The sequence below is a fragment of the Pseudomonas sp. Pseusp9 genome, assembly GCF_059491265.1.
Genome location: NZ_CP168500.1, coordinates 6,454,040 through 6,473,970 on the forward strand (window position 1 = coordinate 6,454,040; position 19,931 = coordinate 6,473,970).

Sequence of the window (19,931 nt, forward strand, 5' to 3'; positions counted from 1 at the left end):
CCACAGAAAAGCCCTGTTTGCGCGAAATTCAGGTGCAGGAATTCCGCTCAAGCAGACTAGGTCCGCTCGGCACTGGAGGTTTTATTCAGAAAAGGAGGGGGCAGACAGGCGCGAATGGCCTGTCTGTGAACAACAGGAGGGTTACTTGCCGATACAGAAGCTGGAGAATATTCGCCCCAACAGATCATCAGAGCTGAAGGCGCCGGTGATTTCTCCCAGCGATTGCTGAGCCTGGCGCAGATCTTCGGCCAACAGTTCGCCGGCACCGGCCAGGGTCAATTGGGCACGACCATGTTCGAGAGCAGCACTGGCATGACCTAGCGCCTCCAGGTGTCGCCGGCGAGCACTGAAGCTGCTTTCGGACGTCTGCTCGTAGCCCATGCAAGCCTTCAGGTGATCACGCAGCAGCTCCAGGCCGACACCACCGGACTTGGCGCTCAGGCTGATGGTGACGTGGCCATCGTCGCTGACCTCGATGGCAATGGCTTCGCCAGTGAGGTCGGCCTTATTGCGAATCAGGGTAACTTTCGCGGGATCGGGACGAATTTCGAGAAACTCCGGCCACAGCGCGAATGGATCGAGGGCCTCCGGTGCCGTGGCGTCGACCACCAGCAGCACCCGATCCGCTTCACCGATGGCTTTCAAGGCTCGCTCGACGCCAATCTTTTCCACATGGTCATCGGTATCGCGCAGACCGGCGGTATCCACCACATGCAGCGGCATGCCATCGATGTGGATATGTTCCCGAAGCACGTCACGGGTGGTGCCGGCAATTTCGGTCACGATCGCCGCTTCACGCCCGGCCAGTGCATTGAGCAGGCTGGATTTGCCGGCATTCGGACGACCGGCAATGACCACGGTCATACCATCTCGCAGCAAGGCGCCCTGCCCAGCCTCACGCATGACAGTGGACAACTCGTCGCGCACTTTGTCGAGCATGCTCAGGACGTGGCCATCGGCGAGGAAGTCGATTTCCTCTTCCGGGAAATCGATGGCCGCTTCGACATAGATTCGCAGGCCGATCAGTTGCTCGGTGAGGTTATGCACACGTGACGAGAAAGCACCCTGCAGGGAGCGCAACGCGTTGCGCGCAGCCTGGGCGGAACTGGCTTCAATCAGGTCGGCAATCGCCTCGGCCTGAGCTAGGTCCAGTTTGTCGTTGAGGAAGGCGCGCTCACTGAATTCCCCCGGTCGGGCGAGACGGCAACCCAGTTCCAGGCAACGCTTGAGCAACATATCCAGAACGATCGGGCCGCCATGGCCCTGGAGTTCCAGTACATCTTCGCCGGTGAACGAGTTTGGTCCTGGAAAATACAGCGCGATGCCCTGGTCCAGCACCTCGTCGTTTTCACTAAGAAACGGGCCATAGTGGGCAAATCGCGGCTTGAGCTCGCGACCACTGAAGGCCTTGGCCGCAACGCTGGCCAACGGCCCGGAAATACGCACGATGCCTACACCACCGCGACCTTGAGCGGTGGCGACGGCGGCGATGGTTTCACGAGGAACGCTCATAAACCGGTATCCAGACAAAAGTGACAGATAGCAAAACGCCCCACTAGGGGGCGTTTTGAGTGGTTATCCACAGTGTAAATCAGGCAGCTGCTTTGGTAGCCGCTTCGATCTTACGAGTGATGTACCACTGTTGGGCGATCGACAGGCAGTTGTTCACTACCCAGTACAGCACCAGACCTGCCGGGAACCACAGGAAGAAGAAGGTGAAGATGATTGGCATCAGCTTCATGACCTTGGCCTGCATCGGATCCGGAGGAGTCGGGTTCAGCTGCTGCTGGATGAACATGGTTGCACCCATGATGATCGGCAGAATGAAGAACGGATCCTTGATCGACAGGTCGGTAATCCACAGCATGAACGGCGCCTGACGCATCTCGACGCTTTCCAGCAGAACCCAGTACAGCGAGAGGAAAACCGGCATCTGCACGAGGATTGGCAAGCAACCACCCAGCGGATTGATCTTCTCTTTCTTGTACAGCTCCATCATGGCTTGCGACATTTTCTGCCGGTCATCGCCATGTTGCTCTTTCAGCGCGGCCAGTTTCGGCGCCACTGCACGCATGCGCGCCATGGATTTGTAGCTGGCAGCCGACAGCGGGAAGAAAATCCCTTTGATCAGCATGGTCAGGAAGATGATCGACCAGCCCCAGTTACCCACAATGGCGTGGATGTGTTGCAGCAACCAGAAGATCGGTTGGGCGATAAACCACAGAATGCCGTAGTCGACCGTCAGTTCCAGACCTGGGGATAACTGCTTCAGCACGGCCTGGCTTTTCGGACCTGCGTACAGAACAGCGCTGGTTTCAGCCTTGGCACCTGGCGCAACACTCATCGAGGGGCCGGTGTAGCCAATGATGTAGTTGCCTTTGCTGTCTTTACGGGTCTGGACGACGTTGTTATCACCCTTGGCCGGAATCCATGCGGTCACGAAGTAGTGCTGCAACCAGGCAACCCAACCGCCAGAGACGGTTTCTTTGAGCGGTGCCTTGTCCATGTCCTTCATGGACACTTTCTTGTACGGCTCGGAACTTGTCCACAGGGCGGCGCCCAGGTAAGTCGCGGTGCCGGTAGCCGTGGTCGACGAAGGATCGGCGCTGGCGTCACGCTTCAACTGGGCAAACATCGCACCAGTCCAGGGCTGGGCGCTCTGGTTGTCGATCAGGTAGGAAACGGTTACGTCGTACAGGCCGCGTTTCAGGGTGAAACGCTTGATGTAGTTGACGCCGTCCTTGCTGAGCTTCAGGTCCACGACCAATTGGTCCTGACCGTCAGCCAGTTGATAAACCTTCTTCTCTGCGGAGTAAACCGGACGACCGGCCGGATTGGCATCCGGACCGTTGGTGCCGATCAGGCCGCTTTGCGCCAGATAAGTACGTTCGCCGCCGTTATCGAACAGCTGGAACGGAATTTCCGGGTGATCCTGACGACGCGGATACAGCGGCAGGGTCAGTTGGGCAACATCGCCACCTTGTGGATCGATAGCCAGGTCCAGTACATCCGTTTTGATCTGGATGAGGTCCTTGCTCACAGCTACCGGCGTTTCGGCAGGTGCGCTGGTGTCGCTTGCAGCACGTGGAATGTCGTCACTGGCGGAAGCGTTGGAGCCAGATGCCGTATCCGGCAGGCCCGATGCAGTCGTGTTGGTGGCAACATTCTGAGTCGGCAGGGCAGCCTGGCCATAGTCCTGGTTCCATTTAAGAACCATAACGTAGGACACGATTGCCAGGGCGACGATCAGGATCGTGCGTTTGATATCCATGATTACTCGGCCATCGAAGAAGAACGGGAGGTAGGGATAGGTGGAACCGGGTCATAACCACCGGGATTCCACGGATGACAGCGACCTAAACGACGAAAGGCCAGCCAGCCACCGCGAAGAAAGCCATGATTTTCGATGGCTTCTAACGCGTAGCAGGAACAACTGGGGTAGAAACGACAGTGATCGGCCATCAGGGGACTAATGGCATAGCGATAAAACTGGATCGGAACGAGTGCCAGTTTACGCATCTGGACTGTCTACCCCTACAGTTTCGGTTTTGACTGCTGGTGCTGGCGAACTGCGAGCCAGGCGTTTCCAGAGCTTGCCGAAATGCTGAATCAATTCGGGGTTTTCTACGTCACCCAAACCTTTGCGCGCGACGATAACAATGTCCCAACCGACCAGTGAATCCTGGTTCAGGCGAAACGATTCGCGCATCAGACGTTTGAGGCGATTGCGCTCGACGGAGAGCTTTACGCTCTTTTTCCCGATAACCAACCCGAGACGGGGGTGATCAAGATCGTTGTTGCGCGCAAGGAGCAGGAGATTTTTCCCCGGAACCTTGCCGGTAGGGGAGTCAAAGACTGCCTTGAAATGCCGGGGAGTAAGCAGACGCTTTTCCCGACTGAAGTCCTGACTCACCTCCAGTGCCGGCTTATCAAACTGCCAGACGCGCACGACCTTTGGCGCGACGACGCGACAGAACGGCACGACCGTTCTTGGTAGCCATGCGAGCACGGAAACCGTGGGTACGAGCGCGTTTGATAGTGCTTGGTTGGAAAGTACGTTTCATTGTCGTGTTACCTGGTTCGTCCACAACGGGCCGGAATGGCCCCCGTTTTAAGAGACCGGGGATTCTAGAGAAAGCAAGCCTTCAGGTCAATTTCCAACCAGCGTTTCCTTATAAATAGATCTCCAGAGGTTTTGCGCTGAACGAACCGTCGGCAAATATAAAAATAAGAAAGGAAAGTATTTAAAGCTTTTCTGTAAAGCTTATAAAAGCTAGGCTCGCATCCATCTGTGGATAAGTCTATTCAGCCCTTGTTCTACCTGCTGTACAGAGAATGACAACTACAGTGGAAAACGGTGTTCAGCCTGTGCTGCGCTGTCGGATAACCTGTGTGTGGAAGGTCGGTTTATCCACAGGCCGGTTATCCACCGAGTTTCGCCCCCACTTGTGCAATGACCTTAACCCCGGTTATCCACAGAGCTTATGCACAGACCACTGGTCGTCTTTTTTGCGTATAAAAGGGCGATTCTTCTTGGTCGACAAACCACCTTCGTGTGGATAAGTCGGCGTCTGGTCGTTACAATGACCGCTTGTTTTTGCCTCACCGGCTTTCAACTTAGGGGATATCCGTGTCAGTGGAACTTTGGCAGCAGTGCGTGGAGCTTTTGCGCGATGAGCTGCCTGCCCAACAATTCAACACTTGGATCCGTCCACTACAGGTCGAAGCTGAAGGCGACGAGTTGCGTGTGTATGCACCCAATCGTTTTGTTCTGGACTGGGTCAATGAAAAGTACCTGGGGCGTGTTCTCGAATTGCTCGATGAGCACGGCAACGGCATGGCGCCTGCGCTTTCCTTATTAATAGGCAGCAAGCGCAGTTCGGCACCCCGAGCGGCGCCAAACGCTCCTCTGGCTGCCGCGGCTTCCCAGGCCCAGGCTGCTCAAGCGCCTGCCAATCCGCCGCCGCCAGCACCTGCCGCAGCTTCGACCAAGCGCGCCACGCAAAAAGCCGCCGAGGTCACCGAGGAAGAACCTTCCCGTGACAGCTTCGACCCGATGGCCGGCGCCAGTTCGCAACAGGCACCTGTGCGCGCCGAGCAACGTACCGTGCAGGTCGAAGGCGCGCTCAAGCACACCAGTTACCTGAACCGCACCTTTACCTTCGAGAATTTCGTTGAAGGTAAATCCAACCAGTTGGCGCGCGCCGCCGCCTGGCAGGTGGCAGACAACCCCAAGCACGGTTACAACCCGCTCTTCCTTTATGGAGGCGTCGGCCTGGGTAAAACCCACTTGATGCACGCTGTGGGTAACCACCTGTTAAAGAAGAACCCGAATGCCAAGGTCGTGTACCTGCATTCCGAGCGTTTCGTGGCGGACATGGTCAAGGCCCTGCAACTGAACGCGATCAACGAGTTCAAACGCTTCTACCGTTCGGTGGATGCCTTGCTGATCGATGACATTCAGTTCTTCGCCCGCAAGGAGCGTTCACAGGAAGAGTTTTTCCACACCTTCAACGCCTTGCTCGAAGGTGGCCAGCAGGTCATTCTCACCAGTGACCGCTACCCGAAAGAAATCGAAGGCCTTGAAGAACGCCTCAAATCCCGTTTTGGCTGGGGCCTGACCGTAGCGGTCGAGCCACCTGAGCTGGAAACCCGCGTGGCGATCCTGATGAAAAAGGCCGACCAGGCCAAAGTCGAGCTGCCTCACGATGCCGCGTTCTTCATTGCCCAGCGCATTCGCTCCAACGTCCGTGAGCTGGAAGGCGCGCTCAAACGCGTGATCGCCCACTCGCACTTCATGGGCCGCGATATCACCATCGAGCTGATTCGCGAATCCCTGAAGGACTTGTTGGCGTTGCAGGATAAACTGGTCTCTGTGGATAACATTCAGCGCACCGTCGCCGAGTACTACAAGATCAAGATCTCCGACTTGCTGTCCAAACGCCGTTCGCGTTCGGTCGCTCGTCCGCGACAGGTCGCCATGGCGTTGTCCAAGGAACTGACCAACCACAGCCTGCCGGAAATCGGCGATGTGTTTGGCGGTCGCGACCATACGACGGTTTTGCACGCATGCCGCAAGATCAACGAACTTAAGGAATCCGACGCGGACATCCGCGAGGACTACAAGAACCTGCTGCGTACACTGACCACTTGATGAACACCAGCGCAGCTAATTAAGGCAAGGGACTAGACCATGCATTTCACCATTCAACGCGAAGCCCTGTTGAAACCCCTGCAACTGGTCGCAGGCGTCGTTGAGCGCCGACAGACCTTGCCGGTGCTCTCCAACGTGCTGCTGGTTGTCGAAGGCCAGCAATTGTCGCTGACCGGTACCGACCTGGAAGTCGAGCTGGTCGGTCGTGTTCAACTCGAAGAGCCGGCGGATCCGGGTTCCATCACCGTACCGGCGCGCAAGCTGATGGATATCTGCAAAAGCCTGCCGAACGATGCGCTGATCGACATCAAGGTCGATGAGCAGAAGCTGGTGGTGAAGGCCGGCCGTAGCCGCTTCACCCTGTCGACACTGCCGGCCAACGATTTCCCTACCGTGGAAGAAGGCCCGGGTTCGCTGACCTGCAGCCTGGAGCAAAGCAAGCTGCGTCGCCTGATCGAACGCACCAGCTTCGCCATGGCCCAGCAGGACGTGCGCTACTACCTCAACGGCATGCTGCTGGAAGTCTCTGCCGGCGTGATTCGCGCCGTGGCCACCGACGGTCACCGTCTGGCCATGTGCTCGATGCAGGCCGATATCGGCCAGCCGGATCGTCACCAGGTCATCGTGCCGCGCAAAGGCATCCTCGAACTGGCACGCCTGCTCACCGAGCCGGACGGCAATGTCAGCATCGTGCTGGGTCAGCACCACATCCGCGCCACCACCGGTGAATTCACTTTCACCTCGAAGCTGGTCGACGGCAAATTCCCGGACTACGAGCGCGTTCTGCCAAAAGGTGGCGACAAGCTGGTTCTCGGTGATCGCCAGGCGCTGCGCGAAGCGTTCAGCCGTACCGCGATCCTGTCCAACGAGAAGTACCGTGGTATCCGTCTGCAACTGGCCAGCGGTCAGCTGAAGATCCAGGCGAACAACCCGGAACAGGAAGAAGCGGAAGAAGAAGTGGGCGTTGAATACAACGGTGGCTCTCTGGAAATCGGCTTCAACGTGAGCTACCTGCTCGACGTACTGGGCGTGATGACCACCGAGCAGGTTCGTCTGATCCTGTCCGACTCCAACAGCAGCGCGCTGGTGCAGGAATCGGATAACGACGACTCGGCCTACGTTGTCATGCCGATGCGTCTGTAATCATGCTCAGCAGAAGCTAGATGTCCTTAAGTCGCGTCTCGGTCACCGCGGTGCGCAATCTGCACCCGGTGACCTTCTCCCCCTCCCCCCGCATCAATATTCTTTACGGCGCCAACGGCAGCGGCAAAACCAGTGTTCTGGAAGCCATCCATCTGCTGGGGCTTGCCCGTTCGTTTCGCAGCACCCGCCTGTTGCCGGTCATTCAATACGAACAGCTTGCCTGTACGGTGTTTGGCCAAGTTGAGCTGGCGGAGGGCGGGCATAGCGCCCTGGGCATTTCCCGAGATCGCCAAGGCGAATTCCAGATCCGGATCGATGGGCAGAATGCGCGCAGTGCCGCGCAACTGGCAGAGATCCTGCCACTGCAACTGATCAACCCGGACAGTTTCAGATTGCTGGAAGGTGCGCCGAAGATTCGCCGACAGTTTTTGGACTGGGGCGTGTTCCACGTGGAACCGCGCTTCATGTCAACCTGGCAGCGCTTGCAGAAGGCCCTGCGCCAGAGAAACTCTTGGCTGCGGCATGGTACACTTGACGCCGTTTCGCAAGCGGTTTGGGACAGGGAACTGTGTCAGGCCAGCGCTGAAATTGATGAATACCGCCGCGCTTATATCAAAGCCTTGAAACCAGTCTTTGAACAAACCTTGAGCGATCTGGTTGAGCTTGAAGGCCTGACGCTCAGCTATTACCGCGGCTGGGACAAGGACCGTGAACTGAGTGCTGTGCTCGCGGGGTCTCTTCAGCGAGACCAGCAAATGGGGCATACCCAGGCCGGACCACAACGTGCTGATTTGCGTCTCAGACTGGGCGCGCACAACGCCGCGGACATCTTGTCCCGTGGCCAGCAGAAGTTGGTGGTTTGCGCATTACGGATTGCCCAGGGGCACCTGGTCAGCCAGGCTCGACGCGGTCAGTGTATTTATCTGGTGGATGACTTGCCGTCCGAACTGGACGAGCACCACCGTCGCGCGCTTTGCCGCTTGTTGGAAGACTTACGCTGCCAGGTATTTATCACCTGTGTAGATCACGAATTATTGAGGGAAGGCTGGCAGACGGAAACGCCAGTCGCTCTGTTCCACGTGGAACAGGGCCGTATCACCCAGACCCACGACCATCGGGAGTGAAGGCATTGAGCGAAGAAAATACGTACGACTCAACGAGCATTAAAGTGCTGAAAGGCCTGGATGCCGTACGCAAACGTCCCGGTATGTATATTGGTGATACCGATGATGGCAGCGGCCTGCACCACATGGTGTTCGAGGTGGTCGACAACTCGATCGACGAAGCGCTCGCCGGCTACTGTGACGACATCAGCATCATCATCCACCCGGATGAATCCATCACCGTTCGCGACAACGGCCGTGGCATCCCGGTAGACGTACACAAAGAAGAAGGCGTTTCGGCAGCCGAGGTCATCATGACCGTGCTGCACGCCGGCGGCAAATTCGACGACAACTCCTACAAGGTTTCCGGCGGTCTGCACGGAGTGGGTGTGTCGGTAGTTAACGCCCTGTCGGAAGAGCTGGTCCTGACCGTTCGCCGTAGCGGCAAGATCTGGGAACAGACTTACGTCCACGGTGTTCCGCAAGAGCCGATGAAAATCGTTGGCGACAGCGAAACCACCGGTACGCAGATCCACTTCAAGGCTTCCAGCGAAACCTTCAAGAACATCCACTTCAGCTGGGACATCCTGGCCAAGCGGATTCGTGAACTGTCCTTCCTCAACTCTGGTGTCGGTATCGTCCTCAAGGACGAACGCAGCGGCAAGGAAGAGCTGTTCAAATACGAAGGCGGCCTGCGTGCATTCGTTGAATACCTGAACACCAACAAGACCCCGGTCAACCAGGTGTTCCACTTCAACATCCAGCGTGAAGACGGCATCGGCGTGGAAATCGCCCTGCAGTGGAACGACAGCTTCAACGAGAACCTGTTGTGCTTCACCAACAACATTCCGCAGCGCGATGGCGGTACTCACCTGGTGGGTTTCCGTTCCGCACTGACGCGTAACCTGAACACCTACATCGAAGCTGAAGGTCTGGCGAAGAAGCACAAGGTCGCCACCACCGGTGACGATGCCCGTGAAGGTCTGACCGCGATCATTTCGGTGAAAGTGCCGGATCCGAAGTTCAGCTCCCAGACCAAAGACAAGCTGGTGTCTTCCGAAGTGAAGACCGCAGTCGAACAGGAAATGGGCAAGTACTTCTCCGACTTCCTGCTGGAAAACCCGAACGAAGCCAAGCTGGTCGTCGGCAAGATGATCGACGCGGCGCGTGCCCGTGAAGCGGCACGTAAAGCCCGCGAGATGACTCGTCGCAAAGGCGCGCTGGACATCGCCGGTCTGCCGGGCAAGCTGGCCGACTGCCAGGAAAAGGACCCTGCCCTGTCCGAACTGTACCTGGTGGAAGGTGACTCCGCGGGCGGCTCTGCCAAGCAGGGACGTAACCGCAAGACCCAGGCGATTCTGCCCCTCAAGGGTAAAATCCTGAACGTCGAGAAGGCGCGCTTCGACAAGATGATCTCTTCCCAGGAAGTGGGCACCTTGATCACCGCACTGGGTTGCGGCATCGGTCGCGAAGAGTACAACATCGACAAGTTGCGCTATCACAACATCATCATCATGACCGATGCTGACGTCGACGGTTCGCACATCCGTACCCTGCTGCTGACCTTCTTCTTCCGTCAGTTGCCGGAGCTGATCGAGCGTGGCTACATCTACATCGCTCAGCCGCCGCTGTACAAAGTGAAGAAAGGCAAGCAAGAGCAATACATCAAAGACGACGACGCCATGGAAGAGTACATGACGCAGTCGGCCCTGGAAGATGCGAGCCTGCACCTGAACGAGGAAGCACCGGGTATCTCCGGCGAAGCCCTTGAGCGTCTGGTGAATGACTTCCGCCTGGTGATGAAGACCCTCAAGCGCCTGTCGCGCCTGTATCCACAGGAACTGACCGAGCACTTCATCTACCTGCCGGCTGTCAGCATGGAGCAACTGTCCGATCACGCAGCGATGCAGGATTGGCTGGCCCAGTATGAAGTGCGTCTGCGCACCGTCGAGAAGTCGGGCCTGGTCTACAAGGCCAGCCTGCGTGAAGACCGCGAACGTGGCGTGTGGCTGCCGGAGGTCGAACTGATCTCCCACGGCCTGTCCAACTACGTCACCTTCAACCGCGACTTCTTCGGCAGCAACGACTACAAGACCGTTGTTTCCCTGGGGGCTCAACTGAGCACCCTGCTCGACGATGGCGCGTACATCCAGCGTGGCGAACGTCGTAAGTCGGTCACCGAGTTCAAGGAAGCCCTGGACTGGCTGATGGCCGAAAGCACCAAGCGTCACACCATCCAGCGATACAAAGGTCTGGGCGAGATGAACCCGGATCAGCTGTGGGAAACCACCATGGACCCAAGCGTGCGCCGCATGCTGAAAGTGACCATCGAAGACGCCATTGGCGCGGACCAGATCTTCAACACCCTGATGGGTGATGCGGTCGAGCCTCGTCGTGACTTCATCGAAAGTAACGCCCTGGCGGTGTCCAACCTGGATTTCTGATCCCGGTCGATGCCAGCGAAAAGGCCAATGCATCCGCATTGGCCTTTTTTATTGCCTGCGCTTCACTCACTTGCTAGCGCAACACTCTCCAATCGATACCCATACTGCCAAGCGCGATCCGCCGTCAGCCCCAGCTTGTTGCGCAGGCGATAGATGTGGGTATCCAGCGGTCGTGACGACGACATTTCTTCTTGAGGCCAGAGCCGTTCGTACAGTGAGCATGATTACCGCAGGTGGTGCTTCCATGTATTCGCGGGTCCATAACGGCAATGAAAAACCTGTGAGGTCGGGCAGTTAACTGGTCCATCAAGTGGAAGAACAGGCACTGGAAAGTCTGATACTTGCGGATCAGGCGCTGCTGATCCGAGCGTTGTTCAATCTGCTGGAAAATGCCATCAAGTGCAGTGTTTCAGGTACTCGTATCCGTTTGCACGTCAGTCAACACGACAGCTGGCTGATCTGTGAGCTCATCGATCAGGGCAATGGCATCGCGGCTGAGGAGCTAGCCGAACTGTTCAGTCAATACCGGTGCTTTTCTTCCGCCCATGGCATCGATGGCGTGGGGTTAGGATTGTCGATGGTCAAAGCCGTTGTGGATCGGCACAGCGGGCGATTCGAGTGTCGGAGCGAGGTGGGTCAGGGCACGACATTCAGGCTGCAATTTCCGCTGTTTACGGAGTGAAAACGAGCGATCCAGGTTGCTTGATCATGTCGGCAATCAGCAATTGCTCCGGGCATAAAAAAACCGGCTATATCAGCCGGTTTCTTTACGTCCCAAAAAAACTTATGCACGTTTTTATGGTTTTTATCATCCAAATAAATATGTAAAAAAATCATAAGGTTACGTACAAATAACGACGGTTTTCAATGAAACGGTACACAGGTTATCCACAGAATCTCAGACAGTCACCTGATCGTTTGAAACCGGCGCTTGCGGAGCCGGTGGCAGCGAGCCCATTTCCCGTTGCATCTGCTCGTTCCACGCCTGGACCCGGTCGTTCAATTCAGCAATGGCTCGTGGTCCTGTGCCTTCGGCATACATCGGTGCGCCAATGATCACAGTGATGACACCCTGCTTCTTCGCCCAACCGGTTTTTGGCCAGAACTTGCCTGCGTTGTGCGCAATCGGCAGCACGGGCAATTCGGCGTTGACAGCCAGTGCACTGCCACCGCGGGAGAATTTTCCGATGGTGCCGTAAGGAACGCGGGTGCCTTCGGGGAAGATCAGTACCCAGACATTGTCCTTGAGCAACTCATCGCCTTTCTGCGCCACATGCTTGAGCGCGGCTTTCGGGTTGTCGCGATCGATGGCAATCGGTCGCAACATGGCCATGGCCCAACCGAAGAACGGCACATAGAGCAATTCACGTTTGAGTACCTGGCTCAGCGGTGAGAAATAAGCAGAGAGAAAGAACGTCTCCCATGTGCTTTGGTGGTTCGACTGAATGACACAAGGCCGTTCAGGTACGTTCTCGGCACCCTTCACTTCGTAGCTGATACCCAGAAACACTTTGCTCAGCCACAAGGCACAGCGGCACCAGTACACGTTAATGAAGCGATAACGTGCCTTGAAAGGCAGAAACGGCGCGATAAAAAAGCTCAGGCTGCACCACAACAATGAACTGGTGCCCAGCAGCAGGTAAAAGAGGAAGGTTCTGATGGCCTGCAATATCGACATGGTGACGTTTACCGTTGCGGGAATTGCCCGTCCTATATAAAGCGCACTTCCCTTTCATCCTTGGTCAGGATCAATCGAAGTGCACACTTACTCAAGGGCATTTGTGGATAAGTTCTGCGGCAATCGCCGCCAGATCGTCAAAAATCAATGTGCCAACCGGAAGGGTCTTGCCCAAAGTCTTTTCGCCTTTCCCGGTCTTTACCAAAACTGGCTGTGAATCGACGGCTTTGGCGGCTTCCAGGTCACCAAGGCTGTCGCCGACGAACCAGAGATCGGTCAGCGACACGTTGTAATGAGCGGCGATGGTTTTCAGCATCCCGGGTTTCGGCTTGCGACAATCGCAGCCTTCGTCCGGCCCATGGGGGCAGTAGACGATCAGGCCGACTTCACCGCCCTGCTCCGCCACCAGCGCGCGCAAGCGCTCGTGCATGGCATCCAGGGTGGCGAGGTCGTAATAGCCGCGAGCGATGCCCGACTGGTTGGTAGCGACCGCTACCGTCCAGCCGGCCTTGCTCAACTGCGCGATGGCCTCGATCGAACCGGGGAGTGGAATCCACTCCTCCACCGACTTGATGTAAGCGTCGGAGTCGTAATTGATCACCCCGTCCCGATCGAGAATCAGCAGTTTCAACAGCAACTCCTCAGCCCAGCAGCGAAATGTCGGCAACACCGAGGAACAGCCCACGCAGACGCGCCAGCAATGCATAACGGTTGGCGCGGACCTTTGCGTCCTCCGCGTTGACCATCACAGCTTCGAAGAACGCATCCACCGGCTCGCGCAGTGCAGCCAGGCGTGCCAGGGATTCGCTGTACTGACGCGAGGCGGCCATTGGCTGCACGGCCTGGTCGGCCTGCTGGATCGCCGAGTACAGGGAGAACTCGTTGGCATTGTCGAAGTACTTGGCTTCCACGACGGTAGGCACCGAGCCTTCGATCTTGCTCAGCAGGTTCGACACTCGCTTGTTCACGGCGGCCAGGGCAGCGGCTTCCGGCAGTTTGCGGAAGGCCTCTACCGCTTGCACGCGTTGGTCGAAGTCCAGGGCCGAGCCAGGCTTGAGTGCACGTACCGACAGGTAGGTGGCAACGTCGACGCCTTCGTCTTCGTAACGGGCACGCAGACGGTCGAAGATGAACTCCAGCACCGAGTCATTGAGGCCGGTAGCCTTGACCTTGGCACCGAACGCATCCACGGCGAAGGCCACGGCGTCGGTCAGGTCCAGGTCCAGCTGTTTCTCGATCAGGATGCGCAACACGCCCAGTGCGGCACGGCGCAGGGCATACGGGTCTTTGCTGCCGGTTGGCAGCATGCCGATGCCGAAGATACCCACGAGGGTATCGAGCTTGTCGGCGATGGCCACGGCCGCACCGGTCAAGGTGCCCGGCAGTTCAGCGCCGGCACCGCGCGGCATGTACTGCTCGTTCAGGGCCAGTGCGACGTCTTCCGGCTCGCCGTCGTTGAGGGCGTAGTAGTAACCGGCGACACCTTGCATCTCCGGGAACTCGCCCACCATCTCGGTCGCCAGGTCGCACTTCGATAGCAGGCCCGCACGGGCTGCCCATGCAGCGTTGCCACCGATGCGCTGAGCGATGAACGCGGCCAGCCTGGATACGCGCTCGGCCTTGTCGTAGACGCTGCCGAGTTTTTCCTGGAACACCACGTTTTGCAGTCGCTGGTTGAAGTCTTCGAGTTTCTGCTTCTTGTCTTGCTTGAAGAAGAACTCGGCGTCGGTCAGGCGTGGGCGAACCACTTTCTCGTTACCGGCGATGATCTGCTGCGGGTCTTTGCTTTCGATGTTGGCCACGGTAATGAAACGTGGCAGCAACTTGCCGTCGGCATCCAGCAGGCAGAAGTACTTCTGGTTGTCCTGCATGGTAGTGATCAGTGCTTCTTGCGGCACATCGAGGAAGCGTTCTTCGAACGAGCACACCAGCGGCACTGGCCACTCGACCAGCGCGGTCACTTCGTCGAGCAGCTCGGGCGGCACGATGGCAGTGCCTTCCTGGCGGGTGGCCAGCTCTTCGGTGCGCTTGCTGATGATCTCGCGACGCTCGTTGGCGTCGGCCAGTACATAAGCGGCACGCAGGTCGGCCAGGTAGCTGGACGGCGAACCGATGCGCACGTTTTCCGGGTGGTGGAAACGGTGACCACGGGAATCGCGGCCGGCCTTCTGGGCGAGGATGGTGCAGTCGATGACCTGGTCACCGAGCAGCATCACCAGCCATTGGGTCGGACGCACGAATTCTTCCTTGCGCGCGCCCCAACGCATGCGTTTCGGGATCGGCAGGTCGTTCAGGGAGTCTTCGACGATGGTCGGCAGCAGGCTCGCGGTCGGCTTGCCGGCGATGCTCTGGCTGTAGCGCAGTTTCGGGCCGCTCTGATCGATTTCGCTCAGTTCGACGCCGCATTTCTTGGCAAAACCCAGGGCCGCCTGGGTCGGGTTGCCTTCGGCATCGAAGGCCGCCTGGAGTGGCGGGCCGTCGAGGTTGATGCTGCGATCCGGCTGCTGGGTGGCCAGTGCGGTGATCAGCACGGCCAGGCGACGCGGGGCGGCGTAGACGGTTTTGCTTTCGTAGTTCAGGCCGGCAGCTTGCAGGCCCTTGTCGATACCGGCGAGGAACGCCTCGGCCAGGGTGTTCAGGGCTTTGGGTGGCAGTTCTTCAGTGCCCAGTTCAACCAGAAAATCCAGAGCACTCATTGTGCAGCCTCCAGCTTGGCCAGTACTTCATCACGCAGGTCCGGGGTTGCCATCGGGAAGCCCAGCTTGGCGCGAGCCAGCAGGTAGGCTTGCGCAACGGAACGCGCCAGGGTGCGTACACGCAGGATGTATTGCTGACGCGCGGTCACCGAGATCGCCCGGCGCGCATCCAGCAGGTTGAAGGTGTGGGAAGCCTTCAACACCATTTCATAGCTCGGCAACGGCAGCGGCTGGTCGAGTTCGATCAGGCGCTTGGCTTCGCTTTCGTAGAAATCGAACAGTTCGAACAGCTTGTCGACGTTGGCGTGTTCGAAGTTGTAGGTGGACTGCTCCACTTCGTTCTGGTGGAACACGTCGCCGTAGGTCACTTTGCCGAACGGGCCATCAGCCCAGACCAGGTCGTAGACCGAGTCCACGCCTTGCAGGTACATGGCCAGACGCTCGAGACCGTAGGTGATCTCGCCGGTCACCGGGTAGCACTCGATGCCGCCTGCTTGCTGGAAGTAGGTGAACTGGGTCACTTCCATGCCGTTGAGCCAGACTTCCCAGCCCAGACCCCAGGCGCCGAGGGTCGGCGATTCCCAGTTGTCTTCGACGAAGCGGATGTCGTGGACCAGCGGGTCCAGGCCAACGTGCTTGAGGGAGCCCAGGTACAGTTCCTGGAAGTTGTCCGGGTTCGGCTTCAGGACAACCTGGAACTGGTAGTAGTGCTGCAGACGGTTCGGGTTTTCGCCGTAGCGGCCGTCAGTCGGACGGCGGCTTGGCTGCACGTAGGCGGCGTTCCAGGTTTCCGGGCCAATGGCGCGCAGGAATGTTGCAGTGTGGAAAGTGCCGGCGCCTACTTCCATATCGTAGGGCTGAAGTACCACGCAACCTTGCTCGGCCCAGTATTGCTGGAGGGCGAGGATCAAGTCTTGGAAGGTACGCACGGCTGGCGTAGGCTGGCTCACGAAATTCACCTGTTTCTTGGGCTGCGATTTAAAGAGCGGGAGTATACCCGATTCATGGCTGCGCACGCCCCCTGGAGCCTTATGCCACGCTGCTTTTGGTGTTCCGAAGATCCGCTGTACATGGCTTATCACGATCAGGAGTGGGGCACGCCGCTACGCGATGCGCAGGGATTGTTCGAGTTGCTTTTGCTCGAAGGGTTCCAGGCCGGGCTTTCCTGGATCACTGTGCTGCGCAAACGCGAGCATTATCGTCAGGTGCTGTTCGGTTTTGATGTCCAGCGCGTGGCGCAGATGAGCGATGCCGAAATCGACGGGTTGATGCTCGATCCGGGCATCATCCGCAATCGCCTCAAGCTCAATGCCGCCCGGCGCAATGCCCAGGCCTGGCTGGCGCTGGAGGACCCGGTGGAATTTCTCTGGTCGTTCGTCGGAGGCAAGCCTGTGATCAATCATTTCAAGGATCGTAGCGAAGTCCCGGCCGTGACGCCGACTGCTGTGGAAATGAGCAAAGGCCTGAAAAAAGCCGGTTTCACGTTCGTCGGGCCGACCATTTGCTACGCGCTGATGCAGGCCTCGGGCATGGTCATGGATCACACCCGCGATTGCGACCGCTACGCGCAGCTGGCGAACGGCGGTTAGAATAGCCGCCTCGCGCACAGCACAAGATCAGGAGTGACCTGTGGATAAGTTTAAAGGCGCCTTGCTGGTAGGCGCTCTGCGGCTGTTTGCCTTGCTTCCGTGGTGGGCCGTGCAAGCCGTGGGCTCGGCGATTGGCTGGGTCATGTGGAAAACCCCGAATCGCTCCCGCGACGTAGTGCGGATCAATCTGTCCAAGTGCTTTCCGGACATGGACCCCGCCGAGCGTGAGCGCCTGGTCGGGCAGAGCCTGAAAGACATCGGCAAGTCCCTGACCGAAAGCGCCTGTGCCTGGATCTGGCCAGCCCAGCGTTCCATCGACCTGGTGCGTGAAGTAGAAGGCCTCGACGTATTGAAGGACGCCCTCGCCTCCGGAAAAGGCGTGGTCGGCATCACCAGCCACCTGGGTAACTGGGAAGTGCTCAATCACTTCTATTGCAGCCAGTGCAAACCGATCATTTTCTACCGTCCGCCGAAATTGAAGGCAGTGGATGAGTTGCTGCAAAAGCAGCGGGTGCAGTTGGGTAACAAGGTCGCTGCTTCCACCAAGGAAGGCATCCTCAGTGTCATCAAAGAGGTGCGCAAAGGTGGTGCAGTAGGCATTCCCGCTGACCCGGAACCGGCCGAATCCGCCGGGATCTTCGTGCCGTTCTTCGCCACTCAGGCGCTGACCAGCAAGTTCGTGCCGAACATGCTGGCCGGTGGCAAAGCGGTCGGCGTGTTCCTGCACGCCCTGCGCCTGCCGGACGGTTCAGGCTACAAAGTGATCCTCGAAGCCGCGCCAGAGGCCATGTACAGCACCGATACGGCGGAGTCCTGTGCGGCCATGAGTAAGGTGGTCGAGCGTTATGTCGGGGCCTACCCGAGCCAGTACATGTGGAGCATGAAGCGCTTCAAGAAGCGTCCACCGGGTGAAGAGCGTTGGTATTGATTCAATTGGCATGATCTGTGGATAACCCTGGATTCGGGGGTTATCCACAACCGTTTATCAAAGGGCGCAGAAGATGTCCGAACACCGCAAGTCATTCCGCATCAGAATCAGTCACGAAAGCTTCGGCGATTGCCTGGGCCAGACGCGCAACCTGTCGGCCACCGGCGTTTACGTCAAGCATCCGAAACTTTCGGCGCTGCCCCGGGGTGCGGTGGTCTACGGACAGGTGCAGGACTTACCCACAGGCGCGCCGCGGGTACGCATGGAAGTGGTGCAGGTCGATGCCGAGGGTATTGGTTTGCGTTACCTCTGATCAGTGCGCCTGACGCTCGAGCTTCTTCAGGAACACCGTCATTTCCTTCTCTGCCTGCTTGTCGCCATGGCCGCGAGCAGCTTGCAGGCCTTGTTCCCAGGCCTGCCGCGCCGCTGCAAAGTCCGCTAGCGCCAGATGGGCCTTGCCCAGAAGTTTCCATGCCGCCGAATACTTCGGATCGAACTCGACGCAGCGTTGAAAATGCTCTGCAGCCTTGGCGTTCTCCCCCAGATCCAGATAACCCTTGCCCAGGCCGAAGCGCAGCAAAGCGTTATCCACACCCTTGGCGAGCATTTTTTCCAGGGATTCGATCATGGGTGGATTCCTTGCCTGAGGCATGTCAGGGGTTGGTTTAATGTAGGAGCGAGCTTGCTCGCGATGGTCGTCAACGATAACGCAGGAAACCAGACACCCCGCGTCGCTCTCGAGCTCATCGCGAGCAGGCTCGCTCCTACATACAAAGGCAGGCCGGCGCTAAATCCGCATCAGAAGAAGCTCAACCCCACATGGAACAGCTTCTCCACATCGCGAATATGCTTTTTATCCACAAGGAACAGAATCACATGGTCGCCCGTTTCGATCACGGTGTCATCGTGGGCGATGATCACTTCTTCGTCGCGGATAATCGCACCGATGGTGGTGCCCGGCGGCAGGCCGATGTTCTCGATGGCCTTGCCGATCACCTTGCTCGATTTCGCATCGCCGTGGGCAATCGCCTCGATGGCCTCCGCCGCGCCCCGGCGCAGTGAGTGCACGCTGACGATGTCGCCCCGGCGCACGTGGGCCAGCAAGGTGCCGATGGTCGCCAGTTGCGGGCTGATGGCGATGTCGATGTCGCCGCCCTGGATCAGATCGACGTAGGCCGGGTTGTTGATGATGCTCATCACCTTCTTCGCACCCAGGCGCTTGGCCAGCAGCGACGACATGATGTTGGCTTCGTCGTCGTTGGTCAGGGCGAGGAACAGATCCGCGTCGGCGATGTTCTCTTCCAGCAGCAGGTCGCGGTCCGAGGCGCTGCCCTGCAACACCACGGTGCTGTCGAGGTGGTCCGAGAGATGACGGCAGCGTGCCGGGTTCATCTCGATGACTTTTACCTGATAACGGCTTTCGATGGCCTCGGCCAAACGCTCGCCGATCTGCCCGCCACCGGCGATCACGATGCGTTTATAGGTTTCGTCGAGACGGCGCATTTCACTCATGACCGCGCGAATGTTGGCTTTGGCCGCGATGAAGAATACTTCGTCGTCGGCCTCGATCACTGTGTCGCCTTGCGGCAGGATCGGCCGGTCACGACGGAAAATCGCCGCGACGCGGGTCTCCACGTTCGGCATGTGTTCGCGCAACTGTCGCAGTTGCTGACCCACCAGTGGCCCGCCGTAGTACGCCCGCACCGCCACCAGTTGCGCCTTGCCTTCGGCGAAGTCGATCACCTGCAAGGCGCCCGGATGCTCGATCAGGCGCTTGATGTAGTTGGTAACCACTTGTTCCGGGCTGATCAGCACGTCCACCGGAATCGCTTCGTTCTGGAACAGCTGCTCTTCGCGGGTCAGGTAAGCGGCTTCGCGCACCCGGGCGATCTTGGTCGGAGTGTGGAACAGGGTGTGGGCGACCTGGCAGGCGACCATGTTGGTTTCATCGCTGTTGGTCACGGCGACCAGCATGTCCGCGTCATCGGCCCCGGCCTGGCGCAACACCGTCGGGAATGAGCCGCGACCCTGTACGGTGCGGATGTCCAGGCGGTCGCCAAGGTCGCGCAGGCGTTCGCCATCGGTATCGACCACAGTAATGTCGTTGGCTTCGCTGGCCAGGTGTTCCGCCAGCGAACCGCCGACCTGCCCTGCACCCAGGATGATGATTTTCATCCACTCACTCCATTGAATCCA

18 protein-coding genes and 2 pseudogenes are annotated in these 19,931 nt (G+C 58.3%); 8 read left to right on the forward strand and 12 right to left on the reverse strand.

Annotation, left to right across the window (positions count from 1 at the left end):
• Nucleotides 1–141: 141 nt before the first annotated feature.
• The 5 genes from mnmE to rpmH all read right to left on the reverse strand — a co-directional run bounded on the left by mnmE (nucleotide 142) and on the right by rpmH (nucleotide 4,064).
• On the reverse strand, nucleotides 142–1,512 hold the full coding sequence (gene mnmE / locus ACEN8E_RS29515; protein ID WP_495590849.1) for a tRNA uridine-5-carboxymethylaminomethyl(34) synthesis GTPase MnmE: 1,371 nt from the start codon (nucleotides 1,510–1,512) through the stop codon (nucleotides 142–144).
• A gap of 79 nt (nucleotides 1,513–1,591) precedes the next feature.
• Nucleotides 1,592–3,271 (reverse strand): membrane protein insertase YidC, encoded by a 1,680-nt coding sequence (yidC, locus tag ACEN8E_RS29520; protein ID WP_495590850.1) that lies wholly within the window; start codon nucleotides 3,269–3,271, stop codon nucleotides 1,592–1,594.
• A gap of 2 nt (nucleotides 3,272–3,273) precedes the next feature.
• Complete coding sequence (yidD, locus tag ACEN8E_RS29525; RefSeq protein WP_429367722.1) at nucleotides 3,274–3,519, reverse strand: membrane protein insertion efficiency factor YidD; 246 nt, start codon at nucleotides 3,517–3,519, stop codon at nucleotides 3,274–3,276.
• Nucleotides 3,512–3,913 (reverse strand): ribonuclease P protein component, encoded by a 402-nt coding sequence (gene rnpA, locus ACEN8E_RS29530; protein ID WP_429367903.1) that lies wholly within the window; start codon nucleotides 3,911–3,913, stop codon nucleotides 3,512–3,514. Before rnpA ends, yidD begins: the two co-directional genes overlap by 8 nt.
• 16 nt (nucleotides 3,914–3,929) lie before the next feature.
• A complete protein-coding gene (gene rpmH, locus ACEN8E_RS29535; protein WP_003213577.1) occupies nucleotides 3,930–4,064 on the reverse strand; it encodes a 50S ribosomal protein L34 in 135 nt (44 codons plus the stop codon).
• Between the two features lie 566 nt (nucleotides 4,065–4,630).
• On the opposite strand from rpmH, the gene dnaA reads away from it, so the two are divergent.
• Genes dnaA through gyrB form a run of 4 tightly spaced genes read left to right on the forward strand, consistent with a single transcriptional unit; the run spans nucleotide 4,631 to nucleotide 10,844 of the window.
• Nucleotides 4,631–6,154 (forward strand): chromosomal replication initiator protein DnaA, encoded by a 1,524-nt coding sequence (gene dnaA, locus ACEN8E_RS29540; RefSeq protein ID WP_495590851.1) that lies wholly within the window; start codon nucleotides 4,631–4,633, stop codon nucleotides 6,152–6,154.
• Nucleotides 6,155–6,193: 39 nt separating this feature from the next.
• A complete protein-coding gene (gene dnaN / locus ACEN8E_RS29545) occupies nucleotides 6,194–7,297 on the forward strand; it encodes a DNA polymerase III subunit beta (protein WP_007969885.1) in 1,104 nt (367 codons plus the stop codon).
• Between the two features lie 20 nt (nucleotides 7,298–7,317).
• Nucleotides 7,318–8,421: a DNA replication/repair protein RecF gene (gene recF, locus ACEN8E_RS29550; protein WP_007985068.1), complete on the forward strand. Its 1,104-nt coding sequence runs from the start codon at nucleotides 7,318–7,320 to the stop codon at nucleotides 8,419–8,421.
• A gap of 5 nt (nucleotides 8,422–8,426) precedes the next feature.
• Complete coding sequence (gyrB, locus tag ACEN8E_RS29555) at nucleotides 8,427–10,844, forward strand: DNA topoisomerase (ATP-hydrolyzing) subunit B (protein ID WP_495590852.1); 2,418 nt, start codon at nucleotides 8,427–8,429, stop codon at nucleotides 10,842–10,844.
• A gap of 62 nt (nucleotides 10,845–10,906) precedes the next feature.
• Here gyrB and ACEN8E_RS29560 read toward each other — a convergent pair.
• Nucleotides 10,907–11,059, reverse strand: a pseudogene (locus tag ACEN8E_RS29560) (helix-turn-helix domain-containing protein); the annotation flags it as partial.
• A gap of 83 nt (nucleotides 11,060–11,142) precedes the next feature.
• Between ACEN8E_RS29560 and ACEN8E_RS29565 the strand changes: the two are divergent.
• A pseudogene (locus tag ACEN8E_RS29565) lies at nucleotides 11,143–11,526 on the forward strand (sensor histidine kinase); the annotation flags it as partial.
• Between the two features lie 216 nt (nucleotides 11,527–11,742).
• Here ACEN8E_RS29565 and ACEN8E_RS29570 read toward each other — a convergent pair.
• The 4 genes from ACEN8E_RS29570 to glyQ form a co-directional block, all read right to left on the reverse strand.
• Nucleotides 11,743–12,522 (reverse strand): lysophospholipid acyltransferase family protein, encoded by a 780-nt coding sequence (locus ACEN8E_RS29570; RefSeq protein WP_495590853.1) that lies wholly within the window; start codon nucleotides 12,520–12,522, stop codon nucleotides 11,743–11,745.
• Between the two features lie 91 nt (nucleotides 12,523–12,613).
• A complete protein-coding gene (gene gmhB / locus ACEN8E_RS29575) occupies nucleotides 12,614–13,159 on the reverse strand; it encodes a D-glycero-beta-D-manno-heptose 1,7-bisphosphate 7-phosphatase (protein ID WP_177323565.1) in 546 nt (181 codons plus the stop codon).
• 4 nt (nucleotides 13,160–13,163) lie between these two features.
• Nucleotides 13,164–15,218, reverse strand: coding sequence for a glycine--tRNA ligase subunit beta (gene glyS / locus ACEN8E_RS29580; RefSeq protein WP_495590854.1), 2,055 nt, complete (start codon nucleotides 15,216–15,218; stop codon nucleotides 13,164–13,166).
• A complete protein-coding gene (gene glyQ, locus ACEN8E_RS29585) occupies nucleotides 15,215–16,168 on the reverse strand; it encodes a glycine--tRNA ligase subunit alpha (RefSeq protein ID WP_003187265.1) in 954 nt (317 codons plus the stop codon). Before glyQ ends, glyS begins: the two co-directional genes overlap by 4 nt.
• A gap of 81 nt (nucleotides 16,169–16,249) precedes the next feature.
• Here glyQ and tag point away from each other — a divergent pair, with 81 nt between their 5' ends.
• The 3 genes from tag to ACEN8E_RS29600 all read left to right on the forward strand — a co-directional run bounded on the left by tag (nucleotide 16,250) and on the right by ACEN8E_RS29600 (nucleotide 18,048).
• Complete coding sequence (gene tag, locus ACEN8E_RS29590) at nucleotides 16,250–16,807, forward strand: DNA-3-methyladenine glycosylase I (RefSeq protein ID WP_495590855.1); 558 nt, start codon at nucleotides 16,250–16,252, stop codon at nucleotides 16,805–16,807.
• Between the two features lie 40 nt (nucleotides 16,808–16,847).
• Nucleotides 16,848–17,735, forward strand: a complete 888-nt coding sequence (locus ACEN8E_RS29595) for a lysophospholipid acyltransferase (RefSeq protein ID WP_495590856.1) — start codon at nucleotides 16,848–16,850, stop codon at nucleotides 17,733–17,735.
• A 73-nt stretch (nucleotides 17,736–17,808) separates the two neighbouring features.
• Nucleotides 17,809–18,048, forward strand: a complete 240-nt coding sequence (locus tag ACEN8E_RS29600) for a PilZ domain-containing protein (RefSeq protein WP_495590857.1) — start codon at nucleotides 17,809–17,811, stop codon at nucleotides 18,046–18,048.
• Here the strand turns inward: ACEN8E_RS29600 and ACEN8E_RS29605 are convergent, their stop codons facing one another.
• Together ACEN8E_RS29605 and trkA are read right to left on the reverse strand one after the other, a co-directional pair.
• On the reverse strand, nucleotides 18,049–18,363 hold the full coding sequence (locus tag ACEN8E_RS29605) for a tetratricopeptide repeat protein (RefSeq protein WP_495590858.1): 315 nt from the start codon (nucleotides 18,361–18,363) through the stop codon (nucleotides 18,049–18,051).
• Nucleotides 18,364–18,533: 170 nt separating this feature from the next.
• A complete protein-coding gene (gene trkA / locus ACEN8E_RS29610; protein WP_413422972.1) occupies nucleotides 18,534–19,910 on the reverse strand; it encodes a Trk system potassium transporter TrkA in 1,377 nt (458 codons plus the stop codon).
• Nucleotides 19,911–19,931 lie beyond the last annotated feature (21 nt).

What these genes read in the sequence shown, in the direction of transcription:
- mnmE (WP_495590849.1), bottom strand. Translation starts at nt 1,512, where the DNA reads ATGAGCGTTCCTCGTGAAACCATCGCCGCCGTCGCCACCGCTCAAGGT.
- recF (WP_007985068.1), top strand. Translation starts at nt 7,318, where the DNA reads ATGTCCTTAAGTCGCGTCTCGGTCACCGCGGTGCGCAATCTGCACCCG.
- glyS (WP_495590854.1), bottom strand. Translation starts at nt 15,218, where the DNA reads ATGAGTGCTCTGGATTTTCTGGTTGAACTGGGCACTGAAGAACTGCCA.
- ACEN8E_RS29600 (WP_495590857.1), top strand. Translation starts at nt 17,809, where the DNA reads ATGTCCGAACACCGCAAGTCATTCCGCATCAGAATCAGTCACGAAAGC.
- tag (WP_495590855.1), top strand. Translation starts at nt 16,250, where the DNA reads ATGCCACGCTGCTTTTGGTGTTCCGAAGATCCGCTGTACATGGCTTAT.
- dnaN (WP_007969885.1), top strand. Translation starts at nt 6,194, where the DNA reads ATGCATTTCACCATTCAACGCGAAGCCCTGTTGAAACCCCTGCAACTG.
- yidD (WP_429367722.1), bottom strand. Translation starts at nt 3,519, where the DNA reads ATGCGTAAACTGGCACTCGTTCCGATCCAGTTTTATCGCTATGCCATT.
- rpmH (WP_003213577.1), bottom strand. Translation starts at nt 4,064, where the DNA reads ATGAAACGTACTTTCCAACCAAGCACTATCAAACGCGCTCGTACCCAC.
- trkA (WP_413422972.1), bottom strand. Translation starts at nt 19,910, where the DNA reads ATGAAAATCATCATCCTGGGTGCAGGGCAGGTCGGCGGTTCGCTGGCG.
- ACEN8E_RS29605 (WP_495590858.1), bottom strand. Translation starts at nt 18,363, where the DNA reads ATGATCGAATCCCTGGAAAAAATGCTCGCCAAGGGTGTGGATAACGCT.
- ACEN8E_RS29570 (WP_495590853.1), bottom strand. Translation starts at nt 12,522, where the DNA reads ATGTCGATATTGCAGGCCATCAGAACCTTCCTCTTTTACCTGCTGCTG.
- yidC (WP_495590850.1), bottom strand. Translation starts at nt 3,271, where the DNA reads ATGGATATCAAACGCACGATCCTGATCGTCGCCCTGGCAATCGTGTCC.